The sequence below is a fragment of the Allosalinactinospora lopnorensis genome (assembly GCF_000981225.1).
In the GTDB taxonomy this organism is placed as follows: domain Bacteria; phylum Actinomycetota; class Actinomycetes; order Streptosporangiales; family Streptosporangiaceae; genus Allosalinactinospora; species Allosalinactinospora lopnorensis.
The window spans coordinates 1-15,050 of record NZ_LAJC01000063.1 but is presented as its reverse complement, the minus strand read 5'-3'; the positions used below and the strand labels follow the sequence as shown (position 1 = coordinate 15,050).

Genomic DNA, 15,050 nt, shown 5'->3' with positions numbered 1-15,050 from the left:
CTGTAGCTACACTTCATTGTTGATTACCTTGATTCCAACTCCTCAGGAGCACCGACCGTGGCCCTAATCGTGCAGAAGTACGGTGGGTCTTCCGTGGCCGACGCGGAAGCCATCAAGCGGGTAGCCCAGCGGATCGTCGCTCAGAAAAAAGCGGGATATGACGTTGTCGTCGTGGTCTCGGCCATGGGCGACACGACCGATGAACTCTTCGATCTCGCCGAGCAGGTCTCGCCGCTGCCCCCGGGCCGCGAGATGGACATGCTGGTGACCGCCGGCGAGCGCATCTCCATGGCCCTGGTCGCCATGGCCATCGGGAACCTCGGCTACGAGGCCCGCTCATTCACCGGCTCGCAGGCCGGCGTGATCACGACGTCCCTGCACGGCAACGCCAAGATCATCGACGTCACACCGGGCCGCATCCAGGAGGCCCTCGACGAGGGATCGATCTGCATCGTCGCCGGATTCCAGGGCGTCTCCCAAGACAGCAAGGACATCACGACTCTGGGCCGCGGCGGCTCCGACACCACGGCCGTCGCACTGGCCGCGGCGCTGGACGCCGACGCGTGCGAGATCTACAGCGACGTCGACGGCGTCTTCACCGCCGACCCGCGGATCGTGCCGAGCGCCCGCCGGATCCCGCATATCACCTACGAGGAAATGCTGGAACTGGCCGCGTGCGGCACCAAGATCCTGCACCTGCGGTGCGTGGAGTACGCGCGGCGGTACAACATCCCGCTGCACGTCCGCTCGTCGTTCAGTCAGAAGCCCGGTACGTGGGTCGTCGCACAAGTTGAGGAAACCGAAGGTATGGAACAACCGATCATCTCCGGTGTCGCACACGACCGGAGCGAGGCCAAGATCACGGTCGTGGGTGTCCCCGACCAGGTCGGCGAGGCCGCGACGCTCTTCAAGGTGCTGGCCGACGCCGAGATCAACATCGACATGATCGTGCAGAACGTGTCGGCGGCCTCCACCGCGCGCACCGACATCTCGTTCACGGTGCCCTCCGACTTCGGTCAGCAGGCGCTGGCCGCGCTGAAGAGAGTCCAGGAGAAGGTCGGCTTCGAGTCGCTGCGCTACGACGACCAGATCGGCAAGGTCTCGCTGGTGGGCGCGGGAATGCGTTCCTACCCCGGCGTCACCGCCCGGTTCTTCGACGCCATCGCCGGTTCCGGCACCAACATCGAGATGATCTCCACCTCGGAGATCCGCATCTCGGTGATCGTGGAACAGGACCAGGTCGACGCCGCGGTCGCAGCGGCGCATTCCGCGTTCCAGCTCGACGCCGACCAGGTCGAAGCCGTCGTCTACGGAGGTACCGGCCGATGAGTTCCCGTCTTCCCACCCTGGCCATCGTCGGTGCCACCGGCGCCGTGGGCAGCGTCATGCTCGACATCCTCTCCACCCGCGAGAACGTGTGGGGCGAGATCCGGCTCGTGGCGTCGCCGCGCTCCGCCGGCAAGCGCCTCACCGTCCGCGGCGAGGAGGTCGAGGTCCAGGCGCTGGCCCCGGAGGTCTTCGACGGGGTGGACGTCGCGATGTTCGACGTGCCCGACGAGGTCTCCAAGGAATGGGCGCCGATCGCCGCCGAACGCGGCGCGGTGGCCGTGGACAACTCCGGCGCGTTCCGGATGGACCCCGACGTCCCGCTCGTGGTGCCCGAGGTGAACGCCGACCAGGTGCGCAACCGCCCGCGCGGCATCATCAGCAACCCCAACTGCACCACGCTGTCGATGATCGTCGCCATGGGGGCGCTGCACCGCGCCTACGGCCTGACCGAGCTGTTCGTCGCCTCCTACCAGGCGGCCTCGGGCGCCGGCCAGGAGGGCATCGACGTCCTGCGCGACCAGATGGAGAAGGTCGCCTCCGACTGCACGCTGGGCACCCGCGCCGGTGACGTGCGCGCCGTTGCCGGTGAGCTCGGCCCGTTCCCGGCGCCGCTCGCGCTGAACGTCGTGCCGTGGGCCGGCTCCCTGAAGGAGGACGGCTACTCCTCCGAGGAGCTGAAGGTCCGCAACGAGTCCCGCAAGATCCTGGGAAACCCGGACCTGCGGGTGTCGGCGACCTGCGTGCGCGTTCCGGTGATCACCACGCACGCGCTCGCGGTGCACGCCACCTTCGGTACGGAGGTCGACGCCGCGGACGCCCGCAAGGTGCTGTCCTCGGCACCGGGCGTGATCGTCCAGGACGACCCGGCTAAGGCCGAGTTCCCCACCCCCTCCGACGTGGTCGGCACCGACCCCACGTGGGTGGGACGCGTCCGCCGCTCGGTCGACGACCCGAAGTCGCTCGACCTGTTCATGTGCGGCGACAACCTGCGCAAGGGCGCGGCGCTGAACACCGCCCAGATCGCCGAGGTCGTCGCCCGGGAGTTCATCCAGGGCTGAGCACGCGAGCCGCGGCGGGGTGCCCGGCGGGCGCCCCGCCGCCGTTCAGCCGCGCGGCCGGCGCCTCTGGGCCGGTCCCCTCGTCACCGGGCGGGCGACACTCAGCCGGTAGAGCAGCCGACAGTGGTCGACCGACCCCACGAGGTCCGAGGTCTCCACGGGACGCTGCCCGTTGTAGTGCGTCCGTTCCACCACCAGTACCGGAAGCCCGGGGGCGAGTTCGAGCAGGGTCGCCTCCGGCTCCCGCAGCGGCCGCACCTCGACCTCCTCGACGACCCGGTCGACGATCACCCCGGTCGCGCCGAGCCGGTCGAGGACGCCGGTCCCGGGGTCGGTGTGCTCGGGTGTGCGGAGGGTGCCCTGGGTGAGGGCCGCCGGTTCCCAGGAGGTGTGCAGCGCGACCGGGACCCCGTCGGCGGTTCCCAGGCAGCGCGTGCGGTACAGCGGGTCACCGTCGCGGATCGTCAGCCGCCGCGCGATCGTGTTGGCCGCGCTCTCCCTGACGGTTCCGAGGTCTTCGCGGGACAGCGGGGCGACACCGGCCCCCGAGGAGCGGTCGGTACGGGAGAAGCTGTAGAACTCCGGCACCGAGCGCACGTAGTAGCCGGATCCGGTGCGGGCCTCCACCAGTCCCTCGGTGACGAGGAGGCGCAGCGCGTGCCGCGACACCTGTTCGCTGACCCCGTATATCCGGGCTAGCCGGGACCGCGAGGGCAGCCGGGAGCCCGGAACGATGTCCCCGCTGAGAATCGGGCCGCGCAACTGGTCGGCCACCCAGAGGTAGCGAGGCTGCCCGCCCATGGCTACGTCGCCCCTGGAGTCGTTCCCTCCGTGCGCGCACCCGTGTGTCTCAGCGCGAACTCCAGTTCCGCCGCCATGTGCCGGATCCGCTCCTCGACCACGAACGACCCGTGTCCGGCGTCGAACCGGTAGACCTCGCAGGTCCCGCCGAGCCCGGTGAGGCGGTCGACGTAGTTGTCGATCTGCCGGATGGGGCAACGGGGATCGTTCTGACCGGCGAGAATGAGCACGGGGGCGGTCACCCGTTCCGCGTAGCTGATGGGCGAGGAGCGCCGGTAGAGCTCGGGCACCTCAGTGGGCGAGCCGCCGAACATCGACCGGTCGAAGGCGCGCAGCGCCTCCATTTCGTCCTCGTAGGCGGCGACGTAGTCGGCGATCGGGACGGCCGCGATACCGGCGCACCAGTCGTCGGGATAGACGCCGAGGCCCAGCAGTGCGAGATAGCCGCCCCACGACCCGCCCTCGAGGATCAGCCGGTCGGGATCGATCAGCCCGGAGTCCACCGCCCAGTCGCGCACCGCCTTGATGTCCTCCAGCTCGGTCAGGCCCACCCTCCCTTCGAGGGCGTCGCGCCACGCGCTGCCGTAGCCCGTCGATCCCCGGTAGTTCACCCGGACAACGGCGAATCCGTGCTCGACCCACGCGCCGACGTCGGGCGCGAAGGAGTCGAAGTCCTGCGCCTGCGGGCCCCCGTGCGCGATGAAGACCGCGGGAAAAGGCGCCTCGGTGTCCTCGGGTGTGGAGACGAGCGCGTGGATCGTTCCTCCGGGCCCCTCCACGAAGGCGTCGCGCACCGGCACCGAGTCCGGGGCCACCGTTCCGGGCGGGGTGAGCACGACCGCACCGCTGGTGTCCCGGACGGCCGGTGGGAACTGCGAACTCGACCAGGAGTACTCGACCGTGCCATCGGGGCGGGCCGCGGCGGCGGAGACCAGGCCGCACGGGGTGTCCAGGCAGGTGAGTTCGGCGGTTCGCAGGTCGTAGAGGTAGAGCTGGGAACGGGCCTGGTGATCCTGGGAGACCAGCAGGAATCGTCCGTCGGGCGTCCAGTCGGCGAAGAGCTCGCCGGGCAGGTCGAGCCGGATGTCGTGCTCGGTTCCGGCCACCGCGTCCCAGATGAGCGGCTCCGGCCGACCGCGGCGCTCGTGCAGCACGAGCAGCCGGTGGTCATACGGGGCGAATCCGATGGGGGTGAGGCCGCGGCCAGGGCCGTCCCACAGGTCGGCCACCGCCTCGTCGATGTCCCCGCTGTCCGCGCCGATGCGCAGTACGCGCACCGCCATGTGCCGGCTGTCGCCGTGTTCGCTGTGGCCGATCGCGAACAGCGACTCGTCGCGCGAGAGGTCGGCGAGCACTCCTTCCTGGTGGTGCGCGTACAGGGTCCGCGGCTGGGCGCCCGGCCGGCTGAGGTGCACGCTGAACCCGTCGTCGGTGGAGCGGCCGACCAGCGCCAGCCCGGACGCGCCGAGGGCGAGCCCGCCGGCGTAGGAGGGGTCCAGCCCGGGCACGGCCACCTCATCGGGGCCTCCGGTAAAGGGCTGGCGGCGCCAGACACCGAACTCGTCGCCGTCGGTGTCGTCGAACCACCAGATCCACGCCCCGCTCGGGTCGAGGGTGCCGTCCATCGTGCCGTGATGGCGTTTGGTCACCTGCCGCTGCTCGCCGGTCGCGCGGTCCCAGGCGTAGATCTCCCAGGTACCGCTGGCATTACCGCGGAACAACGAGTGGTCAGGGGCCTCGCGGGCCCACCTGGGAAGGCTGACCCTTCCCGCACGGAAGCGATCCTGCCAACGCTCACCCATGAGCCCTAGTAAAGCAGCGGAGATTCGGTGAATGGCGCCGAATCGACGAGTCGCTTTGGCCACTCTCGGACTCGCAACGCACGTCCATGCACCCGCGGCGGGATTCAGGTGTCTCCTGGGAGTCAAGTCGCGCGTGGGAGGCGGTGCGAGGCGGCAGGCGGATGCTGTTGCGACTCCCGGCGCGGCGGTACCGCACCGGGAGGGCAGGCGCCCCTCCGGATCAGGACGCGGGCCGCGGCTGTCCCCGGTAGTACCCGAAACTCCAGAGGTTGCCCTCAGGGTCGCGGACGATGAAGCTGCGGTTTCCGTAGTCCTCGTCGCGGATCGGCCGCACCACCTCCGCGCCCGCGGCGGTGGCCCGGGCGAACAGGCCGTCGGGGTCGTCCGTGACAGCGTAGAGGGACGACGCCCCGGCCGGCCGCTCGGGGTGGTCCTTTCCGGCGCTCAATGACGACAGCATGACGCCGCCGCCGCAGGGCCAGGCCAGTTCGGCGTGCATGATCTCCCCCTCGGTCTCGCCCGGGACGGTGAGCACCTCCTCAAGGCCGAAGGCCTTGGCGAGGAACTCGATCAGCGCCGGCGCGTCGGCGTATCCCAGTACCGGCCAGACAGTGGGTGCGGGTGCCGTGTTCGATGAAGACGTGCTGCTCATACCGCTAAGCCTGGCGCGGCACAGATGTCCCGTCTTGGATATTCGGGAGCTCCTCGGCCAGCCACCCGGTCGGGCTGCGGCCCGCGAGCGCTCTCCACTCCCGGTTCATGTGGGCCTGGTCGTAGTAGCCGCAGGCGTGCGCGATCTCGGCGAGCCCGGGCGGCGCAGACCGCCGCAGCAGGCGCACCGCCCGCTCGAAGCGCAGCACCCGGCCGGCCGCCTTGGGGGTGAGCCCGAGTTCGCCGTGGAACCGCTGGGTGAGATGCCGACGGCTCCACCCCACCTCCCGCGCCAGTTCGTCGACCGCGAGCCGGCCTTCGGTGACGACCAGGCGGTTCCATGCCCGGGAGACCTCGTGGGCAACAGCGGGCGCATCCGCCAGCACCTCGCTCAGTACCTGGTCGAGTACCGCGAACCTTCGGGGCCAGGTACTCGCCTCGGTCAGGCGCTCCGGCAGGTGCGCGGCCCGCGGCCCCAGCAGCTCGGCCAGCTCGACAACAGTCGATCCAAGGGCGCCGGCGGCAGTCCCAGCACACGGCGGGCACCGAGCGGGCTCAGCGCCAGGCTGATGCCGACCTGGTCGCCGTCGTGCGCGATGGTCGCGGGACTCGTGTGGAGCCCGCCTGCGAACATGGTCAGCGAACCGGGCGACTGGGTTGGGTCGGGCATCCGCACGATGTCGACCGGCGGTCCGAGACTGAGGATCACCGTGAGGTGGCGGCTGGGCAGCCCTTGGTGCAGGCCGGATGGGAAGCCCTGCATCCGGTAGCCGCGGTAGCCGTCCACGTATGGCCGGAGGGCGCGGCACGGGCGCGCCCACATCGACTCCGAAACCGGCTCGGTCATCGTTCTCGCAGCATACACAGCGTGCGCGAGATCCGGCACCTCGTCTTTGCTCCGGGCCGGGATTTCGCAGGCGGCGGGCGGTCTCAGCCGACGCCGACGGTGCCGAGCTTGTCCCGGAGTCCGCTCATGGACAGGGCGTCGGCGGAGAACCAGGCGCACCCGTCCGCCTTGTCGAGCAACGGCCGCACCTCGGTCTCGTCGACCCAGTGGGCGTAGCGGAAATCGAAGTGCCAGTGCTCCGGCGCGTCCCAGAACGGGTCGGCCGGAATCTGGCGGGTGTCGATGTCGAACGGGATGGCGTCCGCGTCCGGCGGGGAGGCGATGTGGTCCGAGGTGATCCCCGTCTCCTCCTGGAGCCCGCGCAAGGAGGCACCGACGAGGCTCGTGTCCTCGTACTTCAGGTGTCCACCGGGAGGCAGCCACTCCTCCGGCGCCGTGTGCTTGACCATCAGCACCCGGCGGTGCTGGTCGATGACGACCGCCCCAACGGTCACATGACCGATGCGGAACTCGTTGCGCGAGGTGACGTCATGCCCTTCGTCGAGGGCGCGGACCAGCCGGATCAGTTGATCCGCCTCCGGGGGGTAGCGGTAGTGCTCCAGGTAGCGGAAGAGCACGTCTCGGATCTCAGAGTGGGTCACGGTCATAACTATCAGTGAAATACTCAGAACGCTGAGTCGCAACGATTCCAGTGTGTCGGCGCGGCGAAGCCTCGCGGCCCGCCCTCCACTCTCGCGTCCAAGGCACCGTGCCGACAAGCCCCCGGGCGCACCGACGGAACAGGCAGTCGCGGTGATACCCGCATTCCGCCCCGGCCGACCCTACCGGCCGGGAAGGCTCAACCGGGACCGCACGCCTCGGCACGCCCAAGGAGCAGCTTCCGCTCACGCCCGTTCCGGGTGAGCGCCGCCGCGCGCCCGAACTCCGCACGGACCGGCACTGGAGGGAGTCGCCGACACCCGGGGCCCCGAGGGGCACAACGATCTCGTCGAATACCGTGGAGGCCCGCCGTGGTCGATGCCGTTCCCGGCGGCTGCTCGACGTCCACCGGCGCCGTCAGGATCCGTTGCGCCACATAAGCCGCGCCACCGCGAGCATCCAGATGTCCAGCAGGAACACGGTCAGCACGAACAGCTCAATGGGCAGGAGCGCGAAGCCGGCGAAGTTGCCGGCGCCAACGGTGAACGCCAGGCCGCCCGCGGCGACTGCCAACCACCCCAGCCAGCTCGGATACTCCTTGTCAAGCACCAGGGCAAGGCCGAACAGTACGAATGGCAACCCGAGCAGGAGCGTGACGTACAAGGGGAACATCGCGTCGGTGGCCTGGGCGAGGGTCGTCCCGCGTTCGAGTAGGGCCACCTGCTCCGCGCCCTCCGCATCGATCCAGGCGTCGGCAACGCTCTCCAGTGCCGGGCCGTCGATGTTGTAGTGCCACAGCAGTACCGCCATCCCGAGCAGGGCGGCCCCTAGCCCCAATCGCCCCAGCACCCACGCCCCGGCCCGTGTCAACGAATGCGCCAGGCCTGACAACGCGGCCAGCCACAGCAGGAAGCAGCAGACGATCAGGAAGTGGTGCAACGCCCAAGGCCGACCCGCGATGTGCGTCAGCATGGATTCCATGGTCTCGTCGGGCAGGTCGCCGTGCAGAAGGAAGGCCACGAGGTAGCCAAGAGTGCCGACCAGGGCACAGCCGGCACCCACGCGTAGGTAGGTCGCCCGCCGCTGCAGGGCGTCACTGACGTAGGCATCTGTGGTCGGGGGCGGCTTAGTCACGGTCGGGCTCCTTCTGCGCATGGATGCCATGATTGCCAGGCATGGACATCACGATGCTCGGAGGCACGCCGCCGCGACACCGGGACCACCCTGGGTCTGGCCCTGATCGCTCCCTGATTACTCCCTGAGCCGCGTCCGGCGTGCCGTGCACCGCACATTGCGTCACGGCCGGGGTGTGAAGGCATGCGACACCTACGGACCGCCCCCAAGGGCGTAGCAACGTTTCACTACGCGTAATGCGCTTGGTGGGGTGAGATGCCTTGAGGTTTCCCTCCGACGCCGCCAGTCTGCTACCGGGCCTCCTGGCAACTACCCGGACCGGATTCTCACCGGCAGGCGACGACAAGCCTGCGAGCAGCGAACACCGCTATGTCGCGGTGTCACCCCCTGTTCTGCTGGGCGCACGGAAAAGCCTCGGTGACGGCGATACCCGCCTTCCGCCCCGGCCGGCCCTACCGGCCGGGACCGCACGCCTCGGCACGCCCAAGGAGCAGCTTCCGCTCACGCCCGTTCCGGGTGAGCGCCGCCGCGCGCCCGAACTCCGCACGGGCCTCGCCGAGGCGACCGAGCTTGGCGAGGAGGTCGCCGCGCACGCTCGGCAGAAGGTGGTACTTCTCGAGCGTCGGCTCCAGGGTCAGCGCGTCGACCAGTTCCAGGCCCACTTCGGGTCCGTAGGCCATCGCGAGCGCCACCGCGCGGTTCAGCTCCACGACGGGCGAGGGCGCGAGCCGGGCAAGCGCCGCGTAGAGTTCCGTGATGCGCACCCAGTCCGTGTCCTCCGGGGTGCGCGCACGCGCGTGGCAGGCCGCGATCGCCGCCTGCAACGTGTAGGGACCGGGCTCGCCCTCGATCTCCTCGGTGCGGGCCAGCGCCGCGAAACCGCGGCGGATGAGCAGTCGGTCCCAGAGCGCGCGGTTCTGGTCGAGGAGTAGGACGGGCTCCCCGGACGGACCGGTCCGCGCCCTCGAACGCGACGCCTGGATCTCCATCAGCGCGACGAGGCCGTGGACCTCCGGCTCCTTCGGAACGAGTTCGGCCAGGACGCGGCCAAGGCGCAGCGCCTCCTCGCAGAGCGAGGGACGCATCCAGTCGTCACCGGCCGTGGCCGCGTACCCCTCGTTGAACACCAGGTAGATGATTTCGAGCACCGATGACAACCGTTCGGCGAGCTCGGGCCCCTGAGGCACCTCGAAGGCGACCTGCTCTCTGGTGAGGGTCCGCTTGGCCCGCACGATGCGCTGGGCGATGGTCCGATCCGAGGTCAGGAACGCACGCGCGATCTCCTCGGTGGTCAGACCGCAGAGCACGCGGAGCGTGAGCGCGACACGCGCATCGGTGGACAGCACCGGATGGCAGGCCATGAACACAAGGCGCAGCAGGTCGTCGCCCATGTCATCGTCGAGTGCCTCTTCGCTGTCCGGTGCGGCCGCCTCCTGCCGGATCCGGAGTTCGCGCCCCAGCTCCTCGAGTTTGCGCGCGAACCGCTCCTGGCGGCGGAAGTGGTCGACCGCGCGGCGCTTCGCGGTGGCCATGAGCCACCCGCCCGGTTTGTCGGGGATCCCCGTCTCCGGCCACTGCTCCAGCGCGGTGACCAGCGCGTCCTGTGCCAGCTCCTCGGCGAGGCCGACATCGCGCACCATCCGGGTCAGACCGGCGATGAGTCTGGCGGACTCGATCCTCCAGACCGCCTCGACCGCGCGATGCGTATCGGAAGCCGTCACAGCACCAATAAGAGCACCTTCGCGCGGGCGCGGCAAGACCGGGACACACCGGACGCGCGGGGTACGGCCGCCGCGCCCCGGCCGGGCCGAGCCAGTGGAGCGGCGGCCTTACCCGGCCCCGCGGGACCGGCGGCACTGCTACTGCTGCCCGACTCCCTGCTCGCGCAGGTGCTTCTCCTGCTCGCGCAGGCGCTGCTCCTTCTCCCTGAGCTCGGGCGTGAGCTCCTGACCGAAGTCCTCCGCCTCGAACACCGGGCGGATCTCGATCTCGAACTCCTCGTCAGGTCCACTCGGGCAGCGCTTGACCCACTCGATCGCCTCTTCCTTCGACTTCACCTGGAGCACCCAGTACCCGGCGACGAGCTCCTTCGTCTCGGTGAACGGTCCGTCGACCACGGTGGGCCTCCCACCCGAGAACTTGACCCGGGCCCCCTTCGAACTCGGGTGGAGCCCCTCGCCGTCGAGCAGCACCCCGGCTTTCACCAGCTCCTCGTTGTACTTCATCATGTCGGCGATGACCTGCTCGCTCGGCATGACGCCGGCCTCGGACTCCGGTGTGGCTTTCATGAAGACCATGAACCGCATCGTCGTTCTCCTTTCGGTTCGGATTCGAGAGGCGGCCTCGCGCCCGGCCCCTACCGGGTTGGCCGACCTCTACCCACCCGTCGAACGGGAGACGGCCGGATCGACACGGCGCACTGATTTTTTTCTGGAGATTTCGCCCGGGCTCGACCTGCGGCGGACTCGTCCGGCCGAGGCGCCGATGGGAGGCCCGGCGGGCCCCATCGGCACCTCAGTTCGCGTTGTGGTCGATCTCTTCGATGACCGTGCCGCCCAGTTCGGTCTCGATCAGCGCGAAACCCGCCGGCGCCGGGGCGTCATCGGCGTCTAGGTCGTTGTCCGGGTCGGGGATGTCCGGTTCGGGCTCGGGCGGTTCCGGAGGAGGAGGGGCCTGGTCCTGCGGCGCCGGTTCTGGCTCAGGGGCGGGGTTCTCCGCGGCGGCCGGGCGCTGCGGCGCGGGCGACGGAGCCGGGGACGGCCGGGCCACGGACTCCGGGCGCTGCGGCGCGGGTGGTGCCTCGTTCGCGGGCACAGCGGCGACCCGGACCTCGACCCCGAAGACCTGACCGATCGCCTCCGCTACCACCGTGTCGCTTCCGCTGTTGGAAAAACCCTTGGCGTCGCCGGGCCGCTCGAAGCCGAGCTGCACCAGCGTGCCGTCGACCCCGACCGGGCGCACGTCCCCGCCGCTCAGCACCATCCAGGTGAATCGGCGGCGCCGTTTGACCGCCTCCATGATCTGCGGCCACTGGTTCTGCAGCGCGGCGACGCTGATCACGGCCCCGGTCTCCGCCGGCTGGCCTTCCGGTGCCCCCGCCGGCGCAGCGGGCCTCGGAGCCTGCCCGGCCGGGGACCGTCCCGGTTGCGGCGGCCGGGTACCACCTCCCGGAACCGCGGTGTCGGGCCAGCCGTCGTCCGCGGGAGCGGCTCTGCGCGGACCGGTGTCCGCCCCTCCCCCCGGCTGGGCGGCCGGAGCAGGGGTTTCCCGGGGCTCCGGTTCGGGCCGCGTTTCCTGAGCTGCCGGGGCGGCCGGTTCCGGCCTCGGGGCAGCGGCGGGTGCGGCCCGAACGGTCTCCGGGGCGGCCGGAACGGACGGTGCGGGCGGAGCCGCCGCAGCGGAGGCGGCCTGGTGCTCCAGCCGGTCGAGCCGGGCCAGTACGGCGCTGCCGTCGCCCGCGTCGGCGGCCGGAAGCAGCACGCGCGCGCACATCAGTTCCAGCAGCAGGCGCGGCGACGTGGCCCCGCGCATCTCGGTCAGCCCCCGGTTGAGGATCTCCGCGGTCCGGGTGAGCTCGCCCGATCCCAGCCGGGTGGCCTGCTCGGTCATCTTCTCGACGGCGTCGGGCGAGACGTTGATCAGGCCCTTGTCCAGGGCGTCGGGAACAGCGGAGAGCACGACCAGGTCACGGGTGCGCTCCAGCAGGTCGGCGAGGAAGCGGCGCGGATCGTGCCCGCCTTCCATCACCCGGTCGATCAGGCCGAACACCGCGGCGCCGTCGCGCGCGCCCAAGGCGTCGACCATCTCTGTGAGCAGCGAGGAGTCGGTGTATCCGAGCAGCGCCACCGCGCCCTCGCGCGTGATGCCGTCCTCGCCGGAGCCCGCGAGCAACTGGTCCAGGATCGACAGCGAGTCGCGCGCCGAGCCCGCGCCCGCGCGCACCACGAGCGGCAGCGCCGCCGGATCGAACGGCACGTTCTCCTCTGTGAGGACCTCCTCCAGGAGTTCGCGCAGGGTGCGGGGCGGGATGAGCCGGAACGGGTAGTGGTGGGTGCGCGACCGGATCGTGCCGATGACCTTCTCGGGTTCGGTCGTGGCGAAGACGAACTTCAGGTGCGGCGGCGGCTCCTCGACGAGCTTCAACAGCGCGTTGAACCCCTCGCGGGTCACCATGTGCGCCTCGTCGATGATGTACACCTTGTACCGCGAGTTCACCGGCGCGAAGAACGCTCGCTCGCGCAGGTCGCGGGCGTCGTCCACGCCACCGTGCGAGGCGGCGTCGATTTCGATGACATCGATGCTGCCCGCGCCGTCGGGAGCGAGCGCGACACAGGAATCGCACTCCCCGCAGGGGTCGGCGGTGGGCCCCTGGTCGCAGTTGAGGGAACGGGCCAGGATGCGGGCGCTCGTGGTCTTCCCGCAGCCGCGGGGGCCGCTGAACAGGTAGGCGTGGTTGATCCGGCCGTTGCGCAGCGCCTGGCGCAGCGGTTCGGTGACATGCTCCTGGCCGCGCACCTCGCCGAACGTCGCCGGCCGGTACTTGCGGTACAGCGCGATGCTCACGGCGTGCTCACGGCTCCCTTCGCGGACCGGTACGGGCGGCCATCCCTACACCCCAACAGGCTCTTGGCCGCGTCCACGCCACCATTGAACCCTGCACCAGTGACGACCCACGCCGGGTTTGCCGAACCAGCGGCTACGGGGCGGACAGCCTCACATCCCGCTGAAGAGAAAGGACCCCCCGCGCACCCGCCAGAGCTTACTTATCCTTGCTGCCTTCCGGCCCTGGGGAGGTTCATAAGGTGACGCCGCACGAGGGGTCTGCCTCCGATACTACCGAACATCAGAGGGGTACGAGTACACGACGGTCCGGATGGTGGACGACCCGGCCGATTGCGGGCGATCGACGCGGCCACCTGGACACTCCGTTCGAAGCACCCCGACAGGCATGTAAAGTGGGCTGCGGAGGATTCGCCTAGTGGCCTAGGGCGCACGCTTGGAAAGCGTGTTGGGGGCAACCCCTCGCGGGTTCGAATCCCGCATCCTCCGCTCGCCTTGATCAGGCAGAACACAGGCCCCGGCCGGGTGCGCGGCCGGGGCCTTTGCCGTGTCCGGCCCCGGTTCTGGCCCCAACCGGCCGTTTACGGACCGTTCTCCCTTCCGGGGAGCCTCCCAGATCGAACCACCCAACGCGGTCGGCTCCGTGGCCGGTTCGTCATGGCGCCGTAACGGCCAGGCCGGCGGTGACCAGCACGATGGTCGCGGTTTCCGCGGCGCGGAACGTCCGGGGGAGAGGGAAGGCACTTCCCGCTACGCCATCGCGTGTGCACCGCCGGCCTCGACGCGGAGGCTGTCCGCACAGTCGCGCCGCTCGCGGCGACCGCCGCCGCGAGAACAGCGCCGACTCGCGCGATGTTCGAAACCAAACGATTCTTCACGAAAGTACATTCCCAGAACAAGAACCCTCGGTTTCCGAGTTCTCCGTATATTTTATCCAACCGCGCAGACAATCGCCAAATCCGCTTTCAGAGGACCGAGCGCCTCACACCGCCACCCCGACCCGCACTTCCGACACACAAACCGGGAAGCCCCAAGAATTCACCCTCGGATGAGTCATCCCACCCGGTGACCTTGTACGCACGATCCCGATGTTTTCAGTGGTCATGGGACACCCCTCACCCATAGGGCGTTTTCTTAAGGTAATCACTTTTTCTCTTAAGGGTGTTTTAGGGTTGTTGTCGATAACGTCGCTGGGGCCAACTCACGAAAGGGAATGCCGACGCACTCCGCCGACGCCTCGTTCGCGGGAGTGAGTGTGGGCTGAAAGATCGCGGTCGCCATCGGCGATCGCGAGGATAGGAATGGCAGATCGGCCGCGCAACGGAGTCCTTCATGGCAGCCGGAGATGTGGTGGTCCCTGTGCTTCTATCGGGGCTCCGTTGCTTGTGTGCGGGGTTCCACCGGTTCGTCATGGCGCTGTGAACTGGGGACGCACTCTGCCATCCCGAGAATGAACGAGCCGGGGATACCGGCGGGGGAAAGCCCACGGGAACTGATTGCGGAGACGTACCAACCAACGGAAGGAAACAGGGGTGGCAAGCAAAAACAGGACGGCAGGAGATGCTCGTAGACACGCCAGGCGCGCGATGGTACTCGTCACCGCCGCATCCGCGGTGATCGGCGGATTGCCGGCCGGCGGAGTCGCCCACGCCGCACCGAACGACGATGTCCGGATCACCGCGCACAAACCCGTGACGAAGAACGATCCCGAGGCCGACATGTATCTGATCAAGGCGAGGGCCACGTTCGACATCGACAACAGCAGCGACCGGTACACCAAGATGTGCGTCGAGCTGACCGGGAGCGGCTGGGCGGGAGCGCCCCACGGCTTTCTGGATTTCCACCACCACTCTCAGGAGTTCGGGCAGGAAGAACCGAATTGCCAGGACGTCGCCCCCGGCCAGAGCTCGACGTTGGTCGAGACTCCAACCGGTCAGGGTCTCCCCTGCCGAGTGCTCCACCTCGTGCCTGCGATAAGTGTCAAGACAGGCGCCTGGGTCGAGGACGCCGACGGGAACCGCATCGATGAGACGACCGGCGACTCGGTCATACGCACGATGATCAGACCGTGCAAGAACGCCGAAGGCTAAGAACTTCTAACGAAATGATCTTGGGTGTGGTTGGATCATCGCGGAGTCGGTGATCGGGAGGTTCGGGGTGGCTCGACCCAAGCCGTGGGATGTTGGTGGTGAGCTGTGGGCGCGGATTGAACCGCTCTTGCCCCGAGTC

General features: G+C 69.4%; 13 protein-coding genes, 1 tRNA gene and 1 other RNA gene. 4 read left to right on the top strand and 11 right to left on the bottom strand.

The features are described 5' to 3' along the window. Positions 1-57: 57 nt before the first annotated feature. Both VS93_RS20065 and VS93_RS20060 read left to right on the top strand, forming a co-directional pair. The gene (locus tag VS93_RS20065) at positions 58-1,329 is read left to right on the top strand and encodes an aspartate kinase (protein WP_046471448.1); all 1,272 of its coding nucleotides are present in this window, start codon (positions 58-60) and stop codon (positions 1,327-1,329) included. Then, a complete protein-coding gene (locus VS93_RS20060) occupies positions 1,326-2,387 on the top strand; it encodes an aspartate-semialdehyde dehydrogenase (protein WP_046471447.1) in 1,062 nt (353 codons plus the stop codon). The genes VS93_RS20065 and VS93_RS20060 overlap by 4 nt, the downstream gene beginning before the upstream one ends. A 45-nt stretch (positions 2,388-2,432) precedes the next feature. On the opposite strand, the gene VS93_RS20055 is transcribed toward VS93_RS20060, so the two are convergent. From VS93_RS20055 to ffs, 11 genes are all read right to left on the bottom strand, one after another. Beyond that, positions 2,433-3,188 carry a GntR family transcriptional regulator gene (locus VS93_RS20055; protein ID WP_046471446.1) on the bottom strand — a complete coding sequence of 252 codons (756 nt, stop codon included), beginning with the start codon at positions 3,186-3,188 and terminating at the stop codon, positions 2,433-2,435. A gap of 2 nt (positions 3,189-3,190) precedes the next feature. Beyond that, a complete protein-coding gene (locus tag VS93_RS20050) occupies positions 3,191-4,990 on the bottom strand; it encodes a S9 family peptidase (RefSeq protein WP_046471445.1) in 1,800 nt (599 codons plus the stop codon). 220 nt (positions 4,991-5,210) lie between these two features. Next, the gene (locus VS93_RS20045; protein ID WP_046471444.1) at positions 5,211-5,642 is read right to left on the bottom strand and encodes a VOC family protein; all 432 of its coding nucleotides are present in this window, start codon (positions 5,640-5,642) and stop codon (positions 5,211-5,213) included. A gap of 4 nt (positions 5,643-5,646) precedes the next feature. Then, positions 5,647-6,027 carry a helix-turn-helix domain-containing protein gene (locus tag VS93_RS30590; protein ID WP_201776698.1) on the bottom strand — a complete coding sequence of 127 codons (381 nt, stop codon included), beginning with the start codon at positions 6,025-6,027 and terminating at the stop codon, positions 5,647-5,649. A gap of 56 nt (positions 6,028-6,083) precedes the next feature. After that, positions 6,084-6,488 carry a hypothetical protein gene (locus tag VS93_RS30585; protein ID WP_201776697.1) on the bottom strand — a complete coding sequence of 135 codons (405 nt, stop codon included), beginning with the start codon at positions 6,486-6,488 and terminating at the stop codon, positions 6,084-6,086. Between the two features lie 83 nt (positions 6,489-6,571). Further along, positions 6,572-7,129, bottom strand: a complete 558-nt coding sequence (locus tag VS93_RS20035; RefSeq protein ID WP_162231697.1) for an NUDIX hydrolase — start codon at positions 7,127-7,129, stop codon at positions 6,572-6,574. A 415-nt stretch (positions 7,130-7,544) separates the two neighbouring features. Then, a complete protein-coding gene (locus tag VS93_RS20030) occupies positions 7,545-8,261 on the bottom strand; it encodes a hypothetical protein (protein ID WP_046471442.1) in 717 nt (238 codons plus the stop codon). A gap of 452 nt (positions 8,262-8,713) precedes the next feature. Further along, the gene (locus VS93_RS20025; RefSeq protein WP_046471441.1) at positions 8,714-9,982 is read right to left on the bottom strand and encodes an RNA polymerase sigma factor; all 1,269 of its coding nucleotides are present in this window, start codon (positions 9,980-9,982) and stop codon (positions 8,714-8,716) included. 138 nt (positions 9,983-10,120) lie between these two features. Beyond that, positions 10,121-10,567 (bottom strand): YciI family protein, encoded by a 447-nt coding sequence (locus VS93_RS20020; RefSeq protein WP_046471440.1) that lies wholly within the window; start codon positions 10,565-10,567, stop codon positions 10,121-10,123. Between the two features lie 208 nt (positions 10,568-10,775). After that, a complete protein-coding gene (locus VS93_RS20015) occupies positions 10,776-12,824 on the bottom strand; it encodes a DNA polymerase III subunit gamma and tau (protein ID WP_046471439.1) in 2,049 nt (682 codons plus the stop codon). A 166-nt stretch (positions 12,825-12,990) separates the two neighbouring features. Beyond that, an RNA gene (gene ffs, locus VS93_RS28450) (signal recognition particle sRNA small type) lies at positions 12,991-13,086 on the bottom strand. 139 nt (positions 13,087-13,225) lie between these two features. Between ffs and VS93_RS20010 the strand changes: the two genes are divergently transcribed. Further along, positions 13,226-13,310 (top strand) — tRNA-Ser (locus tag VS93_RS20010). A gap of 1,097 nt (positions 13,311-14,407) precedes the next feature. Next, a complete protein-coding gene (locus VS93_RS20005) occupies positions 14,408-14,911 on the top strand; it encodes a hypothetical protein (RefSeq protein ID WP_046471438.1) in 504 nt (167 codons plus the stop codon). Positions 14,912-15,050: the final 139 nt, after the last annotated feature.

Bases quoted from the DNA above. Each gene is read 5' to 3' on its own strand.
- VS93_RS30585 (WP_201776697.1), bottom strand. From the start codon at position 6,488: ATGACCGAGCCGGTTTCGGAGTCGATGTGGGCGCGCCCGTGCCGCGCC.
- VS93_RS20005 (WP_046471438.1), top strand. From the start codon at position 14,408: ATGGTACTCGTCACCGCCGCATCCGCGGTGATCGGCGGATTGCCGGCC.
- VS93_RS20020 (WP_046471440.1), bottom strand. From the start codon at position 10,567: ATGCGGTTCATGGTCTTCATGAAAGCCACACCGGAGTCCGAGGCCGGC.
- VS93_RS20060 (WP_046471447.1), top strand. From the start codon at position 1,326: ATGAGTTCCCGTCTTCCCACCCTGGCCATCGTCGGTGCCACCGGCGCC.
- VS93_RS20045 (WP_046471444.1), bottom strand. From the start codon at position 5,642: ATGAGCAGCACGTCTTCATCGAACACGGCACCCGCACCCACTGTCTGG.
- VS93_RS20055 (WP_046471446.1), bottom strand. From the start codon at position 3,188: ATGGGCGGGCAGCCTCGCTACCTCTGGGTGGCCGACCAGTTGCGCGGC.
- VS93_RS20050 (WP_046471445.1), bottom strand. From the start codon at position 4,990: ATGGGTGAGCGTTGGCAGGATCGCTTCCGTGCGGGAAGGGTCAGCCTT.